Source organism: Butyricimonas sp. Marseille-P2440, assembly GCF_900091675.1.
GTDB classification, from domain to species: domain Bacteria; phylum Bacteroidota; class Bacteroidia; order Bacteroidales; family Marinifilaceae; genus Butyricimonas; species Butyricimonas synergistica.
Map to the genome: position 1 here is coordinate 795,744 of NZ_LT594609.1, position 21,714 is coordinate 817,457.

Here is a 21,714-nt window from a genome sequence, read left to right on the forward strand (position 1 = left end):
AAACAAGTGCTTATGAAAAATAAGAAATTACGGGGAATACTTTACTTGTGTGCTGTTCTGGTATTATTCGCTTTGGGTATGCTCATTTGGATGAAAACGTCTAAAGTTATTGAAGAAAAGACTTTCACGGTAAACGGGCAGCAAGAAATGACTTTCGAGTATAACACGAAAATGGAGTTACCTAAAGTGTTACGTGTGCGTTTTGACGGGAAATTGGATTGCGATGCGATACTGGTTATCAAGGAAAACGGGGAGGGAAATTCCGTTCGTTTCCGTCGTTCATTCCCGTTGAAAGCCGGGGAATTGAAAGATTATGATTTTCAGACTACTTGGACTCATCCGGGAATGATTATCGAGTTGCGTTCTAAAGATTGCGAGGTGAATGACATGAAGATTCATATTGAGGTGGAGGGGTAACGAATTAGAAAAGATGAAAGAAAAGGTAAAGCAGTAAAAGATATTTTGATTCATCCGGGTTTTTATCGATGAAAGAACGGATTTTCGAGTATGCTTTTTTGATGTTTTTGTGTACTTGGGAATGTGTGACGTTTAATTCATCGGATATTTCCTCGTAACTTTTCCCGGCTAGTTTCATTTCCACGATTCGCTTTTGCAGGTCGGAAAGGTTGTCCATTGCCAGATTTAGTTTCGAGAATAAATCGTCATACGTGGTGTCGTATTCGGATGTGGTGCTGAAGATGAGCGATTCGAAATACTTCAGGTTGTTGCGGTCTATCACGTTCTTGTGTCGTAGAAAGCTGATACAACGATTTTTAGACATAGCCAGAAGGTATTGTTTCGTGTTGATCTCTTCCGGGATAGACTTGTATTTCTCGAAAAAGCCGATAAACACGTCTTGAACCAGATCTTCTGCGTCATCTCGATCCATAATATAGTGATAAACAAAATTGTAAATATCACTATAGTAGCATTTGAAGATATGTTCAAATTTCTCCTCGGGCATATTCAGAGTTTAAAATTTCTGCTTTTTTTGTAATAACCACATGACAAATATATGCGATTAAATTTTTATTTAGGACTTGTTGCGAGTTAAAAATATATTGTTGAAAAAAATTTAAAAAAATATTGGAATAAGAGGGTCCCATTTTTTTGCATGAGCGTTTTTTGTAGAAAAGACATTGTTTATGCAGATAGATTGGAGTAAATTATTTTCATATATCAACGGGTGTGCCGACCGGAAGACCATCGAAGAGGTGGAGCGATGGCGTGAAAGAGATTCCCGGAATGAAGCGTTTTATCGGCGGACTCGGGATTATTATGCGAATAGCCCGACTCGGAATGAATTTTTTTCAGAAGAACAATTGGATGTTCTTTACAAGAAGATGTTGAAGAGTAAGCGAGGCAAACAGCGGCGTGTATTGTGGCAACGGATGACGGTGGCAGCATCTGTTATTTTGTTATTCTCGGTGGGAATCTGGTGGTATAATACCGGAAATGTCTATGACGAGGGCAAAGTGCCGATAGGAATGACGTACCCCGGCAATCACTTGTCAGAGGTGGTCGTTGTCACCGAGAGCGGTGATAAGTTTACGACCGAGCAATTGGATTCCGACGTGGTCCGGCAAGTCGCTGATAATAAGTTGGAATATTCGGCACGTGAAAACAGGCAGGAAGAGGATACAGCCCGTGTGGAGAAGCAAATCCCGAGGCACACGATCATCGTGCCGCGGGGTAAGACTTTCGAGTTGGTTTTGTCCGACGGGACTTTCGTGTTGCTTGGACCTTCCAGCGAGTTGACTTATCCTGTGCAATTCGACTCTTGCTCGGTGAGGGAGGTTGCTCTCCGGGGAGAGGCTTATTTCGAGGTTACCAAATCATCCAATCGTTTTGCGGTGAACACGGGGCGCATGAAATTGCAGGTGTACGGTACTATTTTTAACGTCCTCGCCCGGGAAGAAGCGCCGGATGAAGCCGTTCTGGTCGAGGGACGTGTCGGGATTATGCCTAAAGATGGCACGGGAGAAACGATACTCCGTCCCGGGGAACTGTCTTCTATCGACGATGCGGGAGGTGTTAAAGTGGTTCAGGTAAATTTGGCGGAATACAGGGCAAAACGGAATGGTTATATTCTTTTCAACGGGAAAACGATAGAACAAATAGTCCGGAGTCTTGAGTTGTATTATGATGTTGATTTTGAGCGTGGGAATACGGTCCCGGATACGCGGGAATACGTGTTCTCGGTGAAACGTACTTCCTCTCTTCGGGAGGTTTTGGACGTGATAGAATCAGTGGCTGATGTTAAATTCGTTATCAACGGGAAGGAGGTGAGCGTCGTTCGAAAGTAAGGTGATGTGTAAAAAAACAGGATACCCGTTGGCTGACGTGCATCCTGTGGAATGAATTAATGGTTCGATGTGTATCTCGAAAATCACGAACCGGTTAATTAACTCGATAAATATTAAAAACAAAGTTATGAAAAAAAGTTTACTATTTCGCGATAGGGGCGGTTCTTTTTGCAAGATATGCTTGTGGGTCTGCTTGCTATTGGGAGTTACGAGCGTGAATGCTCAAGAAGTCTTATCTAAAAAAGTGACACTTGAATTAAAAGATGCCCCTATTATTGAGGTGTTGTTGGAGATTCAAAAACAAACGGGGGTAAATTTCGCTTACGAGAAGTCGCAGTTAGAACCATTGAAACCTATTACGCTTAGCGTGAAGCAAATGACGTTGGAGGAGGTTCTGAAAATCGTGTTGAAAGATACCGGTTTTACTTACAAGATCACGGGAAATAATATCGCTATTGTCCGTCAGGAGGAGAGTAAGAATGTTAAATTAATCCAAGTAAGCGGTAAGGTTACGGATGAAAACGGAAATACTATTCCGGGAGCCACGGTGTTGATTTACGGTACGACCAAAGGGGTTTCTTCGGATTTTGACGGGAAATATTCTATTTCGGTGAAACCGGATGATATTTTACAAGTTTCTTTTATTGGGTATAAAACCGAAATTGTTCCTGTTAAAGGAAAAACAAGAATTGATGTTACTTTGAATCCGTCGGTAGAGAATTTGGAAGAGGTTGCTGTTGTGGCATTTGGAACACAAAAGAAAGAGAGTGTTGTGTCGGCAATTACAACTGTACGTCCCATGGATTTAAAATCTTCTAATAGTGATTTGACTTCTAGTTTTGCCGGAAAAATTGCTGGTGTGATTGGTTGGCAAACGGGAGGTATTCCGGGTGCTTTAACAGAAGAGGAGATGAATACGAAATTTTATATTCGAGGAATTACTTCTTTTCAGACAAATGCTAATATTGATCCCTTGATTCTTTTGGATGGTGTGGAAACATCGAAACTAGATTTGGCTCGTTTGGCTCCCGAGGATATTGAGAGTTTTAGCGTGATGAAAGATGCTTCGGCAACAGCCATGTATGGTGCACGTGGAGCGAATGGTGTAATTTTGGTGACAACGAAAAAAGGTGAAGAGGGGAGTGTTTATGCTTCTGTGCGTTATGAATCTGTTTTTTCAATGCCAACACGGGAAATAGATGTGGTAGATCCGATTATTTACATGAGAATGTATAATCAGGCGCTTGTGGGGCGTTCTTCGTTAGCTACTCCAAAATATACAGAAGAATATATTAACCGAACGGCTTCCGGAAAATATCCTTCGTGGTTATATCCGCAGAATGATTGGTATAAGATGATGTTTAAAGATTATAATGTGAACCATCACATGGGGTTGAATATTCGTGGTGGATCCAAAGTTATACAGTATTACGCCTCGGTAAATTATAATTTGGATAGAGGAATGTTGAAAACCGATAAATTGAATGACTTTGATTGTAATATAAAAAATAATCAAACATCATTTCGTGCTAATTTGAATATAGATTTAAAGGCTGGTATAAAATTAGTCGTAAATACGTCCACAACCTTGGATAAATACCATGGTCCGTTGGAAAGCATGAATACGGCTTATTATTATGCATTTAATGCCTCTCCAGTTGATTTTGCCCCACTTTATCCCGGTGATGATAGGTATGGGTGGCCTCATCTTCGTTTTGGAACAACAGCTGCTAAGCAAACGAATCCTTATATGCTATTACAGCAAGGATATCTCGAGCGCACTCGTTATTCCACGATTAATAAAGCAGAATACATTCAAAATTTAGGTTCTTTGATTAAAGGACTTGAGTTTAGGGCAAGTATTGCTATGGTTCAAACAGGGTATTATACCACGGGTTTTACGACAGAACCTTTTCAATACGCTTTGGCCAGTTATAATTTTGAAACAGGAAAACATACTTTGCAGGATTTAAGTAGTGATTTTGCTCAGCGAACGTTGAAAATAGCTGTGAATAAATTCGGGAAACCCATGGTAACGGGATCCACGACGGATACACGTGTCACTTATGAAGGTCGATTATTACATACAGCAGCATGGAAAGAGCATCAAACCTCATTAACTGCTGTATTTCAGGCAATGGAAAGAACATACACCCCTATTGAAAAGGTGTTGGAAGGAATGCCTCAAAGAAATTTGACATTTTCTATGAGAGGAAGTTACGGGTATAAAGATCGTTATTTTATTGAAAGTAGTTTTGGTTATAATGGTTCGGAACGTTTTGCGGAAAAGAATAGAATGGGATTTTTCCCTGCTATGGGTTTAGCTTGGATCGTATCGAGTGAACCCTTTATGACGTCAACTTCCCGTTGGTTAGAATTTTTGAAACTTCGTTTATCCTGGGGAAAAGTAGGAAATGATGGTGTTATTGCAGAGCCCCGGTTTGTCTTTATGCCAGAAATAGAAACATCTGCAGCAGCACGTCCGCGACCATTTGGGGGACAGTTTAATAGACAGAGAATTAGAGCTTATGCAAATGAAAATATTCAATGGGAGATTGCGGAACAAGTGAATTTAGGATTGGAAACCAAGTGGTTTAAGGGAATATTTGAATTTACCATGGATGCTTATCAAGAGGTACGGCATAATATTCTTTCTTATCGTACTACAATTCCTTCGTCCGTGGGAGTGGAATATGCCCCGTTGGATAATATCGGAAAAGCTCGCTCTCGCGGTATTGATTTTTCTGGTAAGATACAACATTCTTTTAATTCTGATTTGTGGATGATCTTGAATGGAACATTAACTTATAACAAAACTATTTACAAGGAAATAGAAGAAGCTACAGATAAACCAACTTGGCAACGTAAAGTCGGTAAAGAACTTTCGCAACAATTAGGATACATTGCCGAAGGATTGTTTCGCGATGAAGCCGAGATTGCTAATTCTCCCGTTCAAGGTGGGGATGTGATGCCCGGGGATATCCGGTATAGAGATATTAATAACGATGGAAAGATTGACGTTAATGATGCTACTTTTATAGGGTTCCCGGAAACTCCAAGATTAATATATGGGTTTTCAGGATTTGTTAATTATAAAAATTTTGAATTTAGTTTTGCTTTCCAAGGCTCAGGAAAACGTTCTTTTTTCATGAATCCTAAGGAAATATCTCCTTTTGACGGGGATCATGCTATGTTAAAAGCGATTTATAAAGATCATTGGTCGGAAGATAACATGACGAACAAACCTTTTTGGCCGCGTTTGTCAACGTATAATATCGTTCAGCATAATCCGCAAGAAGATTGGTATAACGAAAATAATGCAGAAGTTCGAAAAAGCACGTATTTTATGCGCGAGTGTAGTTTTTTACGTTGTACGTCGTTAGAATTGGCTTACAATATGCCAAGGACGTTAATGAATAAATGGAGATTGCAAAACTTGAAGTTTTTTGTTCGAGCTAATAATCCTTTCTTGATTTCTAATTTTAAGATATGGGATGTGGAGTTAGGGGAAAGTGGATTTAATTATCCGATTCAAAAAACTTATACGATAGGGTTGAACTTTAGCTTTTAATTTAATATATGCTGATTATGAGACATCTTATATGTGTATTTATTGTCCTCCTTATTTTTTTATCGGGATGTGATTACTTGGATACAGTACCAGAGAACGATATCGAAACGATAGAAACTATTTTCGAGAAAAAGGAGAAAGTAGAAGACTGGTTGGATGCGTGCCATCTTTATTTGGTGGATGTATTGACAAATTTTGCGGGTAATCCCGCTTACACGGGAGCCGATGAGGTTGTTGCCGGAGAATATGCCCGTCAATACTTTATCAGAAACGGTTCTTCTCAAGAATGGAATGGTTTGCTTATTGGGGATGGTTTGCAAATGGCGCAATATCCGTATGGTAATGTTTGGAAAAGTGATGTATTTTATGCGGGAATTCGTTATTGTAATATTTTTTTGGAACAAATTGGAGGAACATACAATTTGGAAAATTGGGAGAGAAAATTATGGACAGCCGAAATAAAAGCATTGAAAGCGCATTTCTATTTTGAATTAATGCGTCATTATGGTCCGATTATTCTTGTCCCGGAAAATATTGCAGCCAATTCGGAAACGTCAATCATGCAACAACCTAGATCTCCGATAGATGTTTGTGTCGAGGCAATGGTCACTTTGCTGGACGAAGCTATTCGTGATTTACCGCACATGGAACAAAAAGCACAAGGACGTTGGGCATTTCACAACAAGGAGTCTGCGGCAACGTTAAAAGCTCAGGTATTGCTATATGCGGCATCCCCGCTTTTTAATGGAAATTCGATGTTTGCTAATTTCACGAATAAAAAGGGAGAACAATTATTCCCCAGTTATGATAAGGAAAAATGGAAACGGGCAGCGGAAGCTGCTGACAGTGCTATAGTAATTTGTTTGCAAGGGGGAAAATCGTTGATAGACGAGCGTGTGGATAAAGGAACGAAATTGCTTGGTACGATGTTTAATATCGAAAATTCTACGTTGGCAGAAAATTTCGTGAACAAGGAGGCGATTTTTATGCTTCATACATCAAGCCTGAGAAATTCGATTTGGAGTAAATGGACATTGCCTTACGTGAAAAATAGTGATACTCAATATTATAATCGGGATGCGTTAGGTTGTATCGCTCCGAGTATGAAAATGGTTGAAATGTATTATACCGAGCATGGTCTTCCGATTGATGCTGACATTCAGTGGGATTATACTTCGCGTTATCAATTGGGAAAAGAAACTAGTCCGTTATATAAAAATGTTGTTTCGTTAAATACCAATACGGTATTGGGATTGCATCTTCGGCGAGAACCTCGTTTTTATGCACATATTGCAGCTGATCGTTGTCATTGGCAGCGTGGTAAAGTAATTACGGATGATATGATTGTAAAAGCATATCGTGGGGAACGTTACGGGTCGCAGGCTGCAATGATTAATAATTCTGTTCCGCAGAACTTGACGGGCTATTACATGAAAAAAGGAACTTATTCGGAAGTTGAAAATAATAATTACGAGAATGTTTTCATGCGGGAGGAAGGAATTATAATCATGCGTTTGGCTGAACTTTATTTAATGAAAGCGGAGGCGTGGAACGAATACGAGGGACCTCTTGTGGATTATTCTCATGTGTATGAACCGTTGAATACAGTCCGTGAGCGGGCGGGAATTCTGGATGTGGAAACTGCGTGGTTGAATTATTCTAAAATTCCGGATAAAGTGAAAAGCCAGACCGGTATGCGAGAGATTATTCAGAGAGAATGGAATATTGAGTTTGCGTTTGAAGGACGTCGTTTTTGGAATTTGCGTCGTTGGTTGAAAGCTGCAGACGAACTAAATAGTCCACAATATGGGTGGAATATTCTAGGACAAACGGCTCAACAGTTTTATAATAATTACGAGGGACCTGTAGTCGTGTGGGATAAGCGTAAATTCGTTGCTCCTCGGGATTATCTTTTCCCCATAGGTAGCGAAGAGGTTTTGATATCTAGTTGTGTGCAGAACCCGGGGTGGTAAGTGAATCTGAAATTTAAAATTTAGAATTTTATGAAGAATATATTGTTCATGTTATTATTAATCGTAGGATTTTGGAGGTGCCAACATGAAGATCATTTTTTTGATATTTCTGTGGACCGGGAAAACTTTACGTTTCAACCTATGGCAGGAGGGGCTATTATGCGTTATACGTTACCCCGGGATAAAGATGTTCTTTCCATTCGAGTGCGATACCAAGATGCTTTGGGAAATGAGATACTTCGTACGGGAAGTTACGCGTGTGACTCGTTAATGTTGATAGGTTTTAACGAAGCTCGAAAAAGAGTTCCGGCAATAGTGACCGTTTGTGATCGTAATAACGTGGAATCGGAGCCTGTGGAAGTCTTTTTTGACACGGAAGATTCTGGACCCGTGGCTTTTTTTAACCATTTGGAAGTGAAGCCGGGGTGGAACGGTTTTATGATAACATATGATGCTCCTAAAAAAGCAAGGGGGATTGCGCATGTGTTTTACGTGGGGAAGGATCCGAAAACGCAGCAACCGGATACCTTGTTATTAAGTAGTTTTGCCATAAACGAGGGATCTGATACTTTGGCGTTTGCTTTGAAGCAATCGGAGGAGACAAATCAAGTTGTTATTCGCACGGAGGATTTTCGAGGTTATATGGTGAAGCAAAAAATCTGGGAGAAAGTGGAAGCGTATAACACGGAAAAATTAGCACCTTCGAAATTCAAGTTTGAAGATCCAGAGAATCTTTCTCGGGAGAATCCTGAACTTAAATTAGGCTACGAGTATTTGTTTGATGGAGATACTAAAGGCTTGATTTGTTTGAATACGGGGGAGCAAATTTTTAATACTTATTTAGCAGGTCCGGGTGCTGTTGGCGTACCATTATTTATTTTGGATTTACAGGAGCCCCGGATGATAGCCTCGGTTAATTTGTATGCGCTACTGTACGTCCAAAAGACATTCCCGTGGGGAGATAAAATATGGAGAAATGGAACGTTGATGGATATGCTTCCATGTAAAGTGTCTGTTTATGTGTCAAATGATAAAAATAATGAAGCGTCTTGGAAAAAAATGGCTTTTTTTGAAGAAGATAAAGACATGACGGTGGTTTCCAGATGGTGCTCACGAGCTTATGGAATCATGTATTCTAGTATACTAAATGAACCGGAAGAAATAGAAAAGGCGGAACCTTGTTGCGTGGAGATGAATCTGCCAGCGACGGGAGAAGCATATCGTTACGTGAAAGTAGTTGTAGATGAATTGTTTAATTGTTATGAAGGCTATCCCTTCGGTTTGAATACCGGGCAATATGTAACTCTTCATGAAGTTGAAATTTATACAAGTAAAGATTAGGTTATGATGATAAAGAAATATTTATGTTTGCTTCTCTCAATTTTGACAATTGTTGCATGTGAAGATTTGGAAGACACTTATAGTGATTACATGGGAGATGGAACAATTCGGTATGTAGGAATATGCACGGATGTTACTATTACACCCGGTTGGAAAAGATTGATCGTGAAATGGAAAAACACCCCTGATTTGCTTATAGATAAGATTAAAGTGAAATGGAAAAAAGATGAATTTCAAGATTCCGTGTTACTTGAACCGGACCAAACAGAATATAATATTACGGGTCTTGAGGAGGGTAATTATGAGGTTTTAGTGTATGGCGTTGATGAAGAGGGGAATCATTCTTTGGCAACCCCCTTGCTCGGTCGTCCTTACACTTCAACTCATGAAACGATACTTTCTTTTACTCGTTTGATTGCTAAACATTATTTTTTGAAGGATCGTTTAATACTTTTCTTTTCAGGATGGTCTGATTTGGTGGAATCGGCAATATTGAGTTATTACGTGGAAGGGGAAGATGAGGCAAGGACTTTAGAACTGAATGCCGATTTGATTGCTTGTAAATATTACTTGCTTCCAGATCATATAAATCCGAACAAACCGGTAATTTTAAATCGGAAAGGGAGAGTGGAAGGGTGTGAAGATTTAATAGTGTTTGATCCATATGAATTGTCTCATGAGAAACTGTACACGAGTGATTTTAAATGGTTAATTCGGGAAAAATATGGAAAATCCGAGATTGATGAAAATTTCGTGAAAGAGTTGAATGTTTTGGAGATTGATTACACGATAACTTCATTTGAGGATATTTTGAATTTGCCGAATTTGGAGGTATTAAGATTAGGTAGAAATCGTTATTTGCAAGAGGCTTATTTGTCTTCAACAGGTAGTGCTAGTGGATTATACGAGTTAGAAGCAAGTCTTTTTGCGTTAAATGTGGCACACGAGGTATATGGTTTGAAAGTGGAACGATATAATAAACATTTCCTACCTGAAATAACGTTACCTTATATACAAGAAATGGGTAATCCTGTTCTTCCTGAAATTATTTGCATGGATGCGAGTGATTGGGATGTTACTTGTATTCCCAAGGATGGTGATGCTTGGAATTCTCGTCTGGAAAGTCTTTTTGATGGAAATCTTAATAATTGGTGGCAACCGGAAAATTTGCCTAGTGCCCGTACGCATGAGATACTTGTGGACATGAAAGTGAATAATGCTTTACGGGGGGTAAAGATTGTTCAGAAAATTTTTAATCCAGAAGATGATGAAATGAGTAATAAGTTATTACCATCCATGATTAAGATACAAATCTCTGATGATAAGGCTTCTTGGAAAAATATTACTTATGTCGAAGAGAATACGATTGGAGCTACTGCCGGAGAGATCTCAATTATTGAATTCCCATCACTGCAACGTGGGAGATATTTGAAATTTGTTGTTTATGATCAAGTATATGGTTCAAATTTCACAGTGGCTTTGGCTGAAATAGGTATATTTTAATTGAGTATATAATATCTGGATTATGGATAGTTAGTTTAAGAGCCGTTTTTATAAAAGTCACGACTGTAATTTCTGCAGCCGTGACTTTGTTGACTAAATGCATATTCTTTGATGTGCATAAGTCTCTAAGGTGGCGAGAGAGGGTTATAAAGGGAATAATTTTTCGCACTCTATTTGAATCTTTTAATTGTATGAATATTAGTTAATTGTAGAAGTATTTCAATCGATTCAGACTTACATCGTTTCATTTTGTGATTTATAACAGGTGCGTGCTTGGGGGAGTTGAGAAAAGTAGGCTCCCCCTTTTGTTTATAGTTTCCGCCCGTCGGTGAATATTTCATGAGGCATAATTTTAATTGTCTATGAAAACAGATTTATCGGGTGTGGACGCACCTTTGAGCGTGTCACCTTTGGTGGCAGACGGCTTGTTTATTCGCCAGGACGAGTATTACAAGAAATATTTTTACGCCGACATCGTTTGGATCGAGGCGTCGGCTAATTATTGCGATTTCTATTTTAAAGATAAATCCCGGATCACCGTGGCGTGTCGTTTGGGAGTCGTGGAACGGCAATTGCCGGACGTGTATTTTGCCCGTGTCCACCGTGGATTTATCTTGAACCTTCGTTATGTCGACACGTGGGCGGGCAACTCCTTGCGTGCCGTCGGGAAATGGTTTCCGATCGGGGATCATTACCGGAAAAACGTGTTGGCTTGTTTCAATATACTGGATACTTCCCGGGAGTACCCGAAAACGGGGCGCAAGGAGTAATCTTGTAATTTAATATTCACCGGTCTCGTGGATAAGTTTATCGGCGGTCTCCGGTGGAAGGCTTGTCAATTTATGATTTACGATTTATGATTTTGGATTTATGATAGGGGGATTTTCGGCGAAGACGGGGAGTAGTCCCGGTGAAGACAGGGAACAAATTCCTTTCAAATTCCTTTTAAACTCCTTTCAAAGACCTTCGGGAAGGTTTTTGAAAAGAGAGTGATAGGAATGGGAAACGAGAGAGTGAGATTATTAGTTGTTTTTTCGTACATTTGTAGCAGAAATGCAAGAGAAATGAGCAACGGGTTATATCCTATCGGTATTCAGAATTTTGAGAGCCTGCGGAAAGACGGGTATCTTTACGTGGACAAAACAAGGTTGATTTATAGGCTGGTAAAATCAGGGCGTTACTATTTTTTGAGTCGTCCGCGCCGGTTCGGGAAAAGTTTGCTTATCTCGACGATTGAGGCTTATTTTCAAGGAAAACGTGAGCTGTTTCATGGTCTTGCCATGGAGGAGTTGGAAAAAGAGTGGTTGCAACATCCTATTCTGCATCTTGATTTGAATATCGAGAAGTATGATTCTGTCGAGGGCTTGGACAATATTCTCAATGATAACTTGACCCGATGGGAGAACCTTTACGGGCGGGAAGCGTCGGAGGTGTCGTTTTCGTTACGATTCGCCGGGGTTATTCGCCGGGCTCACGAGCGGACGGGACAACGGGTGGTAATTCTTGTTGACGAGTACGATAAGCCGATGTTGCAGGCCATCCATAACGAAGGGTTGCAACGGGAATTTCGTAATACGTTGAAACCGTTTTACGGGGTTTTGAAAACCATGGACGGGGATATCAAGTTCGCTTTATTAACAGGTGTTACCAAGTTTGGGAAAGTCAGCGTGTTCAGTGACCTCAATAATTTGAATGATATATCCATGGATAACCGGTATGTTGCTATATGTGGGATGACGGGGGAAGAGATTCATCGTTATTTCGAGGCTGATTTGCACGAATTGGCTTCTGCCCAGAAAATGACGTACGAGGGGGCATGCGCCCGGTTGAAAGAGTCTTATGACGGGTATCATTTCGTGGAAAATTCCGAGGGAATTTATAATCCCTTTAGCGTGTTGAACACCTTTTACAAGATGAAATTCGGTAGTTACTGGTTTGAAACGGGAACCCCGACTTATTTGGTGGAATTGTTACAGAAGAACCATTATAATTTGGAACAAATGTCCCGGGAGGAAACGAGCGCGGAGGTACTGAATAGTATCTACGCGGACGAGAGCCCGATTCCCGTGATTTATCAAAGCGGGTATCTCACGATTAAGGATTATGACCCCCGCTTTGAAAATTATGTTCTTGGGTTCCCGAATCGTGAAGTGGAGGAGGGATTTGTCAAGTTTTTGATGCCGTTTTACACGAGAGTGAACAAGGTGGAAACACCTTTCGAAATACAACAGTTTACACGAGAGATTGAAACCGGTAAGCCGGATGCTTTCTTGTGTAGGCTTCAGAGTTTTTTTGCCGATACGCCTTACGAGATTATCCGGGATTTGGAAGTACATTACCAGAATGTACTTTTCATTGTTTTTCGTTTGGTGGGCTTTTACGTGAAAGTCGAGTATCACACGTCGGAGGGAAGGGTTGATTTGGTGTTGCAGACAGACCGTTATATTTACGTGATGGAATTCAAGTTGGACGGAACAGCGGAAGAGGCTCTGCGTCAGATAGAGGAGAAGCATTACGCTCGCCCGTTCGAGGCTGATTCCCGGCAGTTGTTCCGGGTAGGAATTAATTTTGACAATAAAACTCGAAATATCGGGAAGTGGATAGTGGAATGAAAATAGGTAATAAATATTTAACAGGATGCAGATATTAAAAAAATACTGGAAAGACTTTGCCATCTTTTGGGGGCTGTTCGTGATATTCGTGGGAGGAATATTTTTCTTTTTTTACTTGGTTTCCGACGGGAAGTTAGGTTTTATGCCGACGTTTGAAGAACTGGAGAACCCGAATAACAATTTTGCCACGGAGGTGTATTCTGCTGACGGGAAAATCATCGGGAAGTATTTCGAGGGTAGCGAGAATCGTCGCTATATGGAGTACAAGGATATTCCCCAAAGTGTGATCGATGCTTTGATTGCCACGGAAGACGTGCGTTTCTATGACCATAGCGGTATTGACGTACGCGGATTGTTTCGTGTGGCGAAAGGAATGGTGACAGGCGATGCTGCCGCCGGGGGTGGTAGTACGGTTACCCAGCAATTGGCAAAGATGTTGTTTCCCCGGGAGGCAAACCAGAATTTCGTGGAGTTGGCGATGCGTAAGTTCCGGGAGTGGGTGATTGCCGTGAAGTTGGAGAAAAGTTACACGAAAGAGGAAATTATCACCATGTATCTCAATAAGTTCGACTTTTTGAATTTGGCGGTAGGCATCAATTCTGCCGCGAATATATACTTTTCCACTTCTCCCGATTCGTTACGGGTAGAACAGGCGGCAATGTTGGTGGGAATGGCGAAGAATCCTTCTTTATTTAATCCCGTGCGCCGACCGGATAAAACGCTGGGACGCCGTAACGTGGTGTTGAGCCAGATGTTGAAATATGACAAGATTTCCGAAACGGAGTTTGATTCTTTGAAAAATTTGCCTTTGGGATTGGATTTCCATAAAGAAGACCATAAAGAGGGTATTGCTACTTATTTCCGGGAATATATGCGTTTATACCTGACAGCAAATAAGCCGGAAAGAAGTAATTACAAGTGGAATAAAGACCAGTATGCGGTTGATTCTCTCGCGTGGGAAAAGGATCCGCTTTACGGGTGGTGTAATAAGAATCTAAAATCCGATGGTTCTCGTTATAATATTTATACCGATGGGTTGAAGATTTACACGACTTTGGATTCCCGGATGCAAAAGTACGCGGAGGAAGCCATGACCGAACATCTGGGAGGAACGTTGCAGCCGGCTTTTATGGCGGAGAGAAGGCATAAAGCGAATCCGCCTTTTTCTAATGATTTGTCGAAGGATGTTGTTAATGAGATTTTAAACACTTCCATTCGACGCACAGAACGCTATCGTTCCATGAACAAAGCCGGTAAGAGTTTTGCCGAGATCAAGAGAGAGTTCGGGAAACCGGTAGCCATGTCCGTTTTCACGTGGAATGGCGTGCGGGATACCATGATGAGCCCGTTGGATTCTCTGAAACATTACAAGTCGTTTTTCCGTGCCGGATTTATGGCAATGGAACCTGCCACGGGGCATATCAAGGCATACGTGGGAGGTCCGAATTATCACTATTTCCAGTATGATATGGTGAGCACGGGTAAACGGCAGATCGGGTCCACGATAAAGCCGATTCTTTATACTTTGGCAATGCAGGAGGGCTTGGGACCGTGCGATAAGGTGTTGAATGTACAACAAACTTTCGTGTTGCCGGACGGGACGACTTGGACTCCCCGTAATTCTACTAGTAAGAGAGAAGGGGAGATGGTGACCTTGAAGTGGGGATTAGCCAATTCGGTGAATAATATTTCCGGTTGGGTGCTGAAACAATTTACCCCGGAGGCGGTAGTACAGATGGCTCATAAGATGGGTATTACAAGTTATATAGATCCCGTGCCTGCTATATTTTTGGGTTCTTCGGAGGTTTCCGTGAAAGAAATGGTTTCCGCTTTCTCTGTATATGCCAATAAAGGGGTGTACAATTCCCCGACAATGGTGACGAAGATAGAGGATAAATATGGTAATTTGTTAGCGACATTTCATCCTGAATCCCGGGAAGTTATCACGGAGAACACAGCTTATCTGATGGCAAATCTCTTGAAGGGTGTTGTAAAGGATGGTACGGGTGTCCGTTTACGTTACCGTTATCAGTTGATGAATCCGATCGGGGGAAAAACAGGTACAACACAAAATCACTCGGACGGTTGGTTTATCGGGATCACTCCCGATCTTGCCGGGGGAGTGTGGGTAGGCGCTGAAGACCGCTCTATCCATTTCCAGAATCTGGCGAATGGTCAAGGGGCTAGTATGGCACTTCCGATTTGGGCATTGTTTATGCAGAAAGTGTATGCTGATAAATCGCTTGCCGTACCCCAACGGGATTTTGAAAGACCTAACGGGGTCACGAAGGTTATCGATTGCGACGACGAGGAAGGAGATGGAGTTGTTGAAGAGACAGATACTTCCGAGGAATACTTTGATTAATTGAAAATTGAAAGTTGAAAATTGAAAATGAAAGAGGAAAATGTCGTTGCGGGGAAGTCTTTTCGATTTGCAGTACGAATTGTCAATTTGTATAAGTATTTATGTGCGGAGCGTAAGGAATTTGTGTTGTCAAAGCAATTACTTAGGAGTGGAACATCGATTGGGGCTTTGATTCGGGAGAGTGAACATGCACAATCAAAAGCGGATTTTATTAATAAGGTGAATATAGCTTTGAAAGAAGCTAATGAAACGGAATATTGGCTTCTTTTATTGCGGGAAACGGAATATTTAACTGAAACGGAATTTAATTCTATTATTGAAGAATGTCGAGAATTAATTCGCCTTACAGCTAGTATAGTAAAAACAACAAAGTTGAATCTTGAAAACTAATAATTTTCAATTTTCAATTTTCAATTTTCAATTTTTATGGTGAAGTCGAAGACGGTTTATGTTTGTCAGAATTGTGGGGCGAAAGAGTCAAAGTGGGTGGGAAAATGCGCTACTTGTGGAGAGTGGAATAGTTATGTAGAGGAAGTGGAGGTTCCCGTGAAGGGGAATCGGGCGGCTTCAATCATTGGGAACAGTTCTTCCCGGCCTTTGCGGCTATCCGAGGTGAAAACCAACGCCGACGAACGGATGGATACGGGTGACGGTGAATTGAATCGGGTGTTGGGAGGTGGAATCGTTCCGGGATCTATGATCTTGCTGGGTGGGGAACCGGGAATCGGGAAATCCACTCTTATTTTGCAATTCGCCCTGCACAACCATAACGGGAAAGTGCTCTACGTGTCAGGAGAGGAAAGTGTGTCCCAGATCAAGATGCGGGCGCAGCGTTTGGGTGCGGAGAATGACGATTGCCTGTTTCTTTCCGGTAATTCACTGGAAGCGGTGTTGGAACATTCCCGTGCGATTGAGCCGAAATTATTAATTATAGATTCTATCCAGACTCTATCTACTGAGGCGGTGGATGCCATTCCGGGAAGCCTTTCTCAGATACGGGAATGCACGAATGTCTTGTTGCGTTATTCCAAGGAAAACACGATCACCACGATATTAATCGGTCATATCACGAAAGACGGTCAGCTTGCCGGTCCTAAGATTTTGGAACACATGGTGGATACCGTGTTACAGTTCGAAGGCGATCAACAGCATATGTATCGCATCCTGCGTTCCATGAAGAACCGTTTCGGTTCGACCTCCGAGATCGGGATATACGAAATGTTGCAATCCGGTTTGCGCCAAGTGGCTAATCCGTCCGAGTTATTGTTGTCGACTCATGACCAGAACTTGAGCGGAGTGGCAGTTGCGGCTACAATGGAGGGCGTCAGGACAATTTTATTGGAAGTGCAGGCATTGGTAAGTACTGCTGCTTATGGGACGCCCCAGAGGTCTGCCACGGGCTTTGATACCCGTCGCTTGAATATGTTGCTTGCCGTGCTTGAAAAGCGGGTAGGTTTCCGATTGGCAGCAAAAGATGTTTTTTTGAATATAGCGGGAGGAATCCGGGTCAGCGACCCGGCTTTGGATTTGGGAGTTGTTATGGCTGTACTGTCCTCGAATATCGATGCCCCGATACCGTCGGATACAGTATTTGCCGGGGAAGTCGGGCTCTCGGGTGAAATACGTGCCGTCAGCCGTATCGAGCAACGTGTACTGGAAGCCGAAAAACTGGGATTCCAACAAATATTTGTTCCCGCTGGCAATAAAAAAGCACTTGTCAAAACCCCGGCACATATAAAAGTAAAATTTGTTTCTCGGGTAGGAGATATTTGCAGGGATTTATTTGGGAACTGAAAATCATATACAAATGAAGAAAATCGAATTATTAATCGTCGTACTGTTTTTGTTATGTGCATGCAATCGGACAGTTGTAACTTTGGATACGGATGCCTTTCGGTTTCAGGTTGATAAGGATGGGTATGTGTCCTCTATGTACGATCACGTCAATCATCGGGAATATATTGCAAAAGATCAAGTTTCTCCGCTTTTGGCGATTCGAGCGGAAGGTGAATACGAAACCCCTTCATCTGCTGCTTGGGACGAGGAGAATGCACTCCTTTCCTTAACTTATCCGAAGCACAAAACCTCCGTGAAAATTCATATAGAAGCGGTAGATATGTACGTGAAACTGGAAGTCCGGGAAGTCCGTTCGGAAAAAGACATCGACTTGGTGATATGGGGACCTTATGCGACTTCTATTTCCCAAACGATAGGAGAATGTGTGGGTGTGGTTCGGGATAGTGCGTATGCTATTGGTTTGCAGGCATTGAATCCTAAAACAATAGGCGGTTACCCTACGACGGAAGACGATGTGGATCCTTCGTATGATATTTTTGCCACGACCTCTTTGGCGGATGTGGCAGATTCCGTGAAAGTGTTGTATAGGGGACAAGCTGCTAAACGCACGGATTTTGGTAGCGTAGTACAAGCCTATTGCCGTAATCGGGATAAGGAACGTCTTATCCCCATGTGGGGGCATTCTCATTTTAGCGTCTCGGCATATAATGATGGAGGTGTGGAGGGAAGTAAGATTGTTTTGTTCGGTTGTCCCGAGGGAAAAGTCTTGGATTATATTGAAAAAATCGAGTTAGCGGAGAATTTACCTCATCCCGAGTTAAATGGGGTATGGATGAAACGTGCGCCAGAAGCGACACAAGCATATATTATTTATCCTTTCAACGAGAAAAATATAGAGGAGGCGATAGAATTAACCAAGCGTACCGGGTTGAAATATTTATATCATGGTGGACCGTTCTCTACTTGGGGAAATTTTATGCTTAACCCGAAGGATTTTCCAAACGGGTTGGATGGGTTGAAAAGTTGTGTGGAGAAAGCTGGGCTGGCAGGGATTAAATTAGGCATTCATACGCTTTCTAATTTCACGACGACCAATGATTCTTACGTGACTCCAATACCGGACAAACGTTTGGCAAAAGTGGGTAGTGCCATTTTGACGACAGGGGTAACGGCTAATCAAACAGAAATTGAAATCTCTGATCCGATGTTCTTCAATCAAATGGAAAATAATCATTTGCATGGTGTCATGCTGGGCGAAGAATTGATCCGTTACGAACGAGTGAGTGACGAAGTCCCCTGGAAATTGTTGAATTGTCAACGGGGGGCATGGGGTACGAAAGCATCGGTTCATGCTAAAGGGGATACCATCAGTAAGTTGTTGGATCATGGGTATAAAGTGTTTTTGACAGATATAGAATTGACGAAAGAGATCGCCCGGAATATTGCGGAAATATTTAATTATTCGGGCATTGACCAAGTTTCTTTTGATGGATTGGAAGGTGCTTGGTCTACGGGTTTGGGACAGTATGGTTTATCCCTCATGATAAAAGAATGGTACGATCATCTCTTGCCTGAGCGTCGGAATAATATCAACGATGCCAGTATGACAACGCATTATAATTGGCACACGTTCACCCGTATGAACTGGGGCGAGCCGTGGTATGCGGGCTTTCGGGAGAGTCAATTGAATTATCGGTTGATGAATCAGGATTTTTATCGCCGTAACCTGATTCCTTGTATGCTTGGTTGGTTTAAATTCGATGCCAATACGAGCATCGAGGATATGGAATGGCTCTTGGCTCGTAGTGCCGCTTTTGATGCCGGCTATACGTTGGTAACGAATAACCGGGCAGTACAATCCAACGGGAATGCCGACCGTCTGTTAAGGGCTATTCGGGAATGGGAAAATGCTCGGTTGAGCGGAGCATTCCCGGTAGCGTTAAAAAAGGAGATGGAGCACGTGGCAAACGAGTACTCGTTGTCAGAAACTTCTGCTTCCTCGTGGGAACTATTCCCATTTCATGTGCAACGTTTCAAGCATGCGAATATTACCCGTCAACCGGGAGAGCCTATTGTATCTCGTTGGGAATTCGATAATAGATATGAACGCCAACCGATACAGTTTATTTTAAGAAGTAATGATAGAATATCGGATATCGTTCTTGAAATTGCAAATTACTCAACGATCTCATTGGATTGTATATTGGAAGAGGGACAATATTTGAAATATTCAGGGGACGATTTTGCCATCATATATGATAAAAACTGGAATGAGATAAAGAGATTCCCGGTGGCTTCTTCCAAAATGAATATGCCCAGGGGAAAAGCTCCATTGATTTTTACCTGTTCCTTCGCTCACTCGGATGATACGGGCAAATGGGTTTCAGCAGAATTGAAAACTAAAGGAGAGAAGATACATTTAATAGCAACAAGAAAAAGAAATTAAGGTCCTACCATGTATTTGCGTAGGATAACAACTGCTTCCCGGCGTTTATTGTAGACGGTTTGGAGGGCAAGTCCTAATTTAGTTGCAATCTCTTCCGGTTTCCAGCCTTCCAGGTACAAACGAATCACCGTGGCGTAATCATCCGGTAAGATTTGCAAGGAATCGTACAGGGTTTTGTATAGCTCCACACGTTCTATATTTTCTGAAAATTCATACTCTGCTCTGCATTCCAGTTCAAAGCGCTGTTGGTGCCCCAAGTGTTTGAGTTTATTTTTATAAGCATTTTTCAGGGCGATGAAACAAAATGTTTTAATGTATGCCAGCGTGGGGAACTGAACGGAATCCCGTCGCCATATGTCAACCATGACATCCTGAATAATATCTTCGGGAGGTATGTTCAGAGGTTCGAATAGACGTGTAGCGTATAGATATAGTTCCCTGTATATCATACGATAAACAACCCCGAATGCGTGAGCATTTCGTTGGTTAAACGATTTTAAAAGTACATCATCCGATTCGTCTGAATGAGGCATCATATTCTTTTGGTTTTTACAAATATAGTTTTTTTCTCTGGAAAAAGATTTTTTCACGGTAGTTTTTCATGTTTCGATTTATATATATGTAAAAGCATAGATCATGAAGACAGAAAAAGAGATTGATGAATTATTAGATACGATAAGGATACCCTCGGACAAAGAGGTTGAAGCGGCGGGGCTCCGTTTTGATCGTCGAATCCGTGGAATGAGGTTGCGTCGTCGATTGATTTGGGGAATGAGTTCGGCTGCGGCAGTGGGATTGATAGGAATAATATTCATTTTATTCTGGCAAGATGATAGCAAACATGAGCCAGTAGAAGTGGCTAAGGTGATAAAGATAGATTCCCATGTGACAGTCCCGACGTTGATATTGTCGAATGGAAATAGCGTGAATTTGAAAGAGGAAAAAATTGAAATGAAGATTCAAGAATCAAATATTCGGGTGGAGGACAATCATATCACGTATGATTCTGTATCGAATATTCAAAAAGTAGAATACAATACGCTCGTGATTCCTGCCGGATATACTTATAATGTTACGCTTGCTGATGGTACTCGGGTAACGCTCAACGCGGGAAGCCGCTTGAAATACCCGGTTGAGTTCATCGGGGACAAGCGGGAAGTAGAATTGTCCGGGGAAGCGTATTTCGATGTAACTAAATCGGAAAAACCATTCGAGCTAAGTGTTTCCAATTCTAGAATCCGAGTTTACGGGACACAATTTAATGTAAAGACCTCTTGTGAAAATACCGTTGAAACTGTGTTGGTAGAGGGAAAAATCGGATTCCGGGCACCCGGTCGGGAAGAAGTGAAAGTTGTTCCCGGCGAGCAGGTTTCGTATAATGCGGCTTCCGGGAATGTCGATGTTCGGCAGGTGGATACACGTTATGCTACTGCATGGATGGATGGTGTGTTTAAATATCAGGATAAAAAATTGAATCTTGTACTGGAAGATATTTCTGCCTGGTACGGGGTTGAATTTGAACCACAAACTGACATTACGATGATTGAGGTTACCATGAATCTGAACAAGAAGACACCGATAGAGGAGGTGATTTCATTTATCGAGTTGATGGCAAATTGTAAATTTATAAAAGAAAGGGGGCATTACATTGTAAAGAAGTAATGGGGAATAAAAAAGATATCCCGCCAGGCGGGATAATCTTCAAAACAAAATCGCGGTTTCATAAAATTGGACCTTTATCAATCGCGACATTGATGCAGTAAATATTATTTACTATTTAAACTAATTAGTACTACAAAT

15 protein-coding genes are annotated in these 21,714 nt (G+C 41.6%); 13 read left to right on the forward strand and 2 right to left on the reverse strand.

Going from position 1 to position 21,714, the window contains the following annotated elements; all coding sequences use genetic code 11:
- Positions 1 to 12: 12 nt before the first annotated feature.
- A complete protein-coding gene (locus BN8899_RS09060) occupies positions 13 to 417 on the forward strand; it encodes a hypothetical protein (protein ID WP_065219164.1) in 405 nt (134 codons plus the stop codon).
- A gap of 4 nt (positions 418 to 421) precedes the next feature.
- On the opposite strand, the gene BN8899_RS09065 is transcribed toward BN8899_RS09060, so the two are convergent.
- Positions 422 to 964: a sigma-70 family RNA polymerase sigma factor gene (locus BN8899_RS09065; RefSeq protein WP_065219165.1), complete on the reverse strand. Its 543-nt coding sequence runs from the start codon at positions 962 to 964 to the stop codon at positions 422 to 424.
- A 181-nt stretch (positions 965 to 1,145) separates the two neighbouring features.
- On the opposite strand from BN8899_RS09065, the gene BN8899_RS09070 reads away from it, so the two are divergent.
- The 11 genes from BN8899_RS09070 to BN8899_RS09120 all read left to right on the forward strand — a co-directional run bounded on the left by BN8899_RS09070 (position 1,146) and on the right by BN8899_RS09120 (position 19,914).
- Complete coding sequence (locus BN8899_RS09070) at positions 1,146 to 2,306, forward strand: FecR family protein (RefSeq protein ID WP_065219166.1); 1,161 nt, start codon at positions 1,146 to 1,148, stop codon at positions 2,304 to 2,306.
- Positions 2,307 to 2,373: 67 nt separating this feature from the next.
- The gene (locus BN8899_RS09075; protein WP_082986976.1) at positions 2,374 to 5,877 is read left to right on the forward strand and encodes a TonB-dependent receptor; all 3,504 of its coding nucleotides are present in this window, start codon (positions 2,374 to 2,376) and stop codon (positions 5,875 to 5,877) included.
- 17 nt (positions 5,878 to 5,894) lie between these two features.
- Positions 5,895 to 7,850 carry a RagB/SusD family nutrient uptake outer membrane protein gene (locus BN8899_RS09080; protein WP_082987006.1) on the forward strand — a complete coding sequence of 652 codons (1,956 nt, stop codon included), beginning with the start codon at positions 5,895 to 5,897 and terminating at the stop codon, positions 7,848 to 7,850.
- 30 nt (positions 7,851 to 7,880) lie between these two features.
- Complete coding sequence (locus BN8899_RS09085; protein ID WP_065219169.1) at positions 7,881 to 9,191, forward strand: DUF4959 domain-containing protein; 1,311 nt, start codon at positions 7,881 to 7,883, stop codon at positions 9,189 to 9,191.
- A gap of 3 nt (positions 9,192 to 9,194) precedes the next feature.
- Positions 9,195 to 10,694, forward strand: coding sequence for a DUF4998 domain-containing protein (locus BN8899_RS09090; protein WP_065219170.1), 1,500 nt, complete (start codon positions 9,195 to 9,197; stop codon positions 10,692 to 10,694).
- Positions 10,695 to 11,056: 362 nt separating this feature from the next.
- Positions 11,057 to 11,464 carry a LytR/AlgR family response regulator transcription factor gene (locus BN8899_RS09095; protein ID WP_065219171.1) on the forward strand — a complete coding sequence of 136 codons (408 nt, stop codon included), beginning with the start codon at positions 11,057 to 11,059 and terminating at the stop codon, positions 11,462 to 11,464.
- Positions 11,465 to 11,758: 294 nt separating this feature from the next.
- A complete protein-coding gene (locus tag BN8899_RS09100) occupies positions 11,759 to 13,306 on the forward strand; it encodes an ATP-binding protein (protein WP_065219447.1) in 1,548 nt (515 codons plus the stop codon).
- Between the two features lie 25 nt (positions 13,307 to 13,331).
- Positions 13,332 to 15,671 (forward strand): transglycosylase domain-containing protein, encoded by a 2,340-nt coding sequence (locus BN8899_RS09105; RefSeq protein WP_065219172.1) that lies wholly within the window; start codon positions 13,332 to 13,334, stop codon positions 15,669 to 15,671.
- A 27-nt stretch (positions 15,672 to 15,698) separates the two neighbouring features.
- On the forward strand, positions 15,699 to 16,061 hold the full coding sequence (locus BN8899_RS09110) for a four helix bundle protein (RefSeq protein WP_065219173.1): 363 nt from the start codon (positions 15,699 to 15,701) through the stop codon (positions 16,059 to 16,061).
- A gap of 36 nt (positions 16,062 to 16,097) precedes the next feature.
- Positions 16,098 to 17,465 (forward strand): DNA repair protein RadA, encoded by a 1,368-nt coding sequence (gene radA, locus BN8899_RS09115; RefSeq protein ID WP_065219174.1) that lies wholly within the window; start codon positions 16,098 to 16,100, stop codon positions 17,463 to 17,465.
- A 13-nt stretch (positions 17,466 to 17,478) separates the two neighbouring features.
- Positions 17,479 to 19,914: a hypothetical protein gene (locus BN8899_RS09120; protein ID WP_065219175.1), complete on the forward strand. Its 2,436-nt coding sequence runs from the start codon at positions 17,479 to 17,481 to the stop codon at positions 19,912 to 19,914.
- Here the strand turns inward: BN8899_RS09120 and BN8899_RS09125 are convergent.
- Positions 19,911 to 20,450: an RNA polymerase sigma factor gene (locus BN8899_RS09125; RefSeq protein WP_148375348.1), complete on the reverse strand. Its 540-nt coding sequence runs from the start codon at positions 20,448 to 20,450 to the stop codon at positions 19,911 to 19,913. The genes BN8899_RS09120 and BN8899_RS09125 overlap by 4 nt on opposite strands.
- 100 nt (positions 20,451 to 20,550) lie before the next feature.
- On the opposite strand from BN8899_RS09125, the gene BN8899_RS09130 reads away from it, so the two are divergent.
- The gene (locus BN8899_RS09130) at positions 20,551 to 21,576 is read left to right on the forward strand and encodes a FecR family protein (RefSeq protein ID WP_065219177.1); all 1,026 of its coding nucleotides are present in this window, start codon (positions 20,551 to 20,553) and stop codon (positions 21,574 to 21,576) included.
- Positions 21,577 to 21,714 lie beyond the last annotated feature (138 nt).

Coding starts and splice junctions, on each gene's coding strand:
- BN8899_RS09080 (WP_082987006.1), top strand. CDS start 5,895: ATGAGACATCTTATATGTGTATTTATTGTCCTCCTTATTTTTTTATCG.
- BN8899_RS09110 (WP_065219173.1), top strand. CDS start 15,699: ATGAAAGAGGAAAATGTCGTTGCGGGGAAGTCTTTTCGATTTGCAGTA.
- BN8899_RS09100 (WP_065219447.1), top strand. CDS start 11,759: ATGAGCAACGGGTTATATCCTATCGGTATTCAGAATTTTGAGAGCCTG.
- BN8899_RS09075 (WP_082986976.1), top strand. CDS start 2,374: ATGTGTATCTCGAAAATCACGAACCGGTTAATTAACTCGATAAATATT.
- BN8899_RS09105 (WP_065219172.1), top strand. CDS start 13,332: ATGCAGATATTAAAAAAATACTGGAAAGACTTTGCCATCTTTTGGGGG.
- radA (WP_065219174.1), top strand. CDS start 16,098: ATGGTGAAGTCGAAGACGGTTTATGTTTGTCAGAATTGTGGGGCGAAA.
- BN8899_RS09070 (WP_065219166.1), top strand. CDS start 1,146: ATGCAGATAGATTGGAGTAAATTATTTTCATATATCAACGGGTGTGCC.
- BN8899_RS09090 (WP_065219170.1), top strand. CDS start 9,195: ATGATGATAAAGAAATATTTATGTTTGCTTCTCTCAATTTTGACAATT.
- BN8899_RS09065 (WP_065219165.1), bottom strand. CDS start 964: ATGCCCGAGGAGAAATTTGAACATATCTTCAAATGCTACTATAGTGAT.
- BN8899_RS09130 (WP_065219177.1), top strand. CDS start 20,551: ATGAAGACAGAAAAAGAGATTGATGAATTATTAGATACGATAAGGATA.
- BN8899_RS09120 (WP_065219175.1), top strand. CDS start 17,479: ATGAAGAAAATCGAATTATTAATCGTCGTACTGTTTTTGTTATGTGCA.
- BN8899_RS09085 (WP_065219169.1), top strand. CDS start 7,881: ATGAAGAATATATTGTTCATGTTATTATTAATCGTAGGATTTTGGAGG.
- BN8899_RS09095 (WP_065219171.1), top strand. CDS start 11,057: ATGAAAACAGATTTATCGGGTGTGGACGCACCTTTGAGCGTGTCACCT.
- BN8899_RS09125 (WP_148375348.1), bottom strand. CDS start 20,450: ATGATGCCTCATTCAGACGAATCGGATGATGTACTTTTAAAATCGTTT.
- BN8899_RS09060 (WP_065219164.1), top strand. CDS start 13: ATGAAAAATAAGAAATTACGGGGAATACTTTACTTGTGTGCTGTTCTG.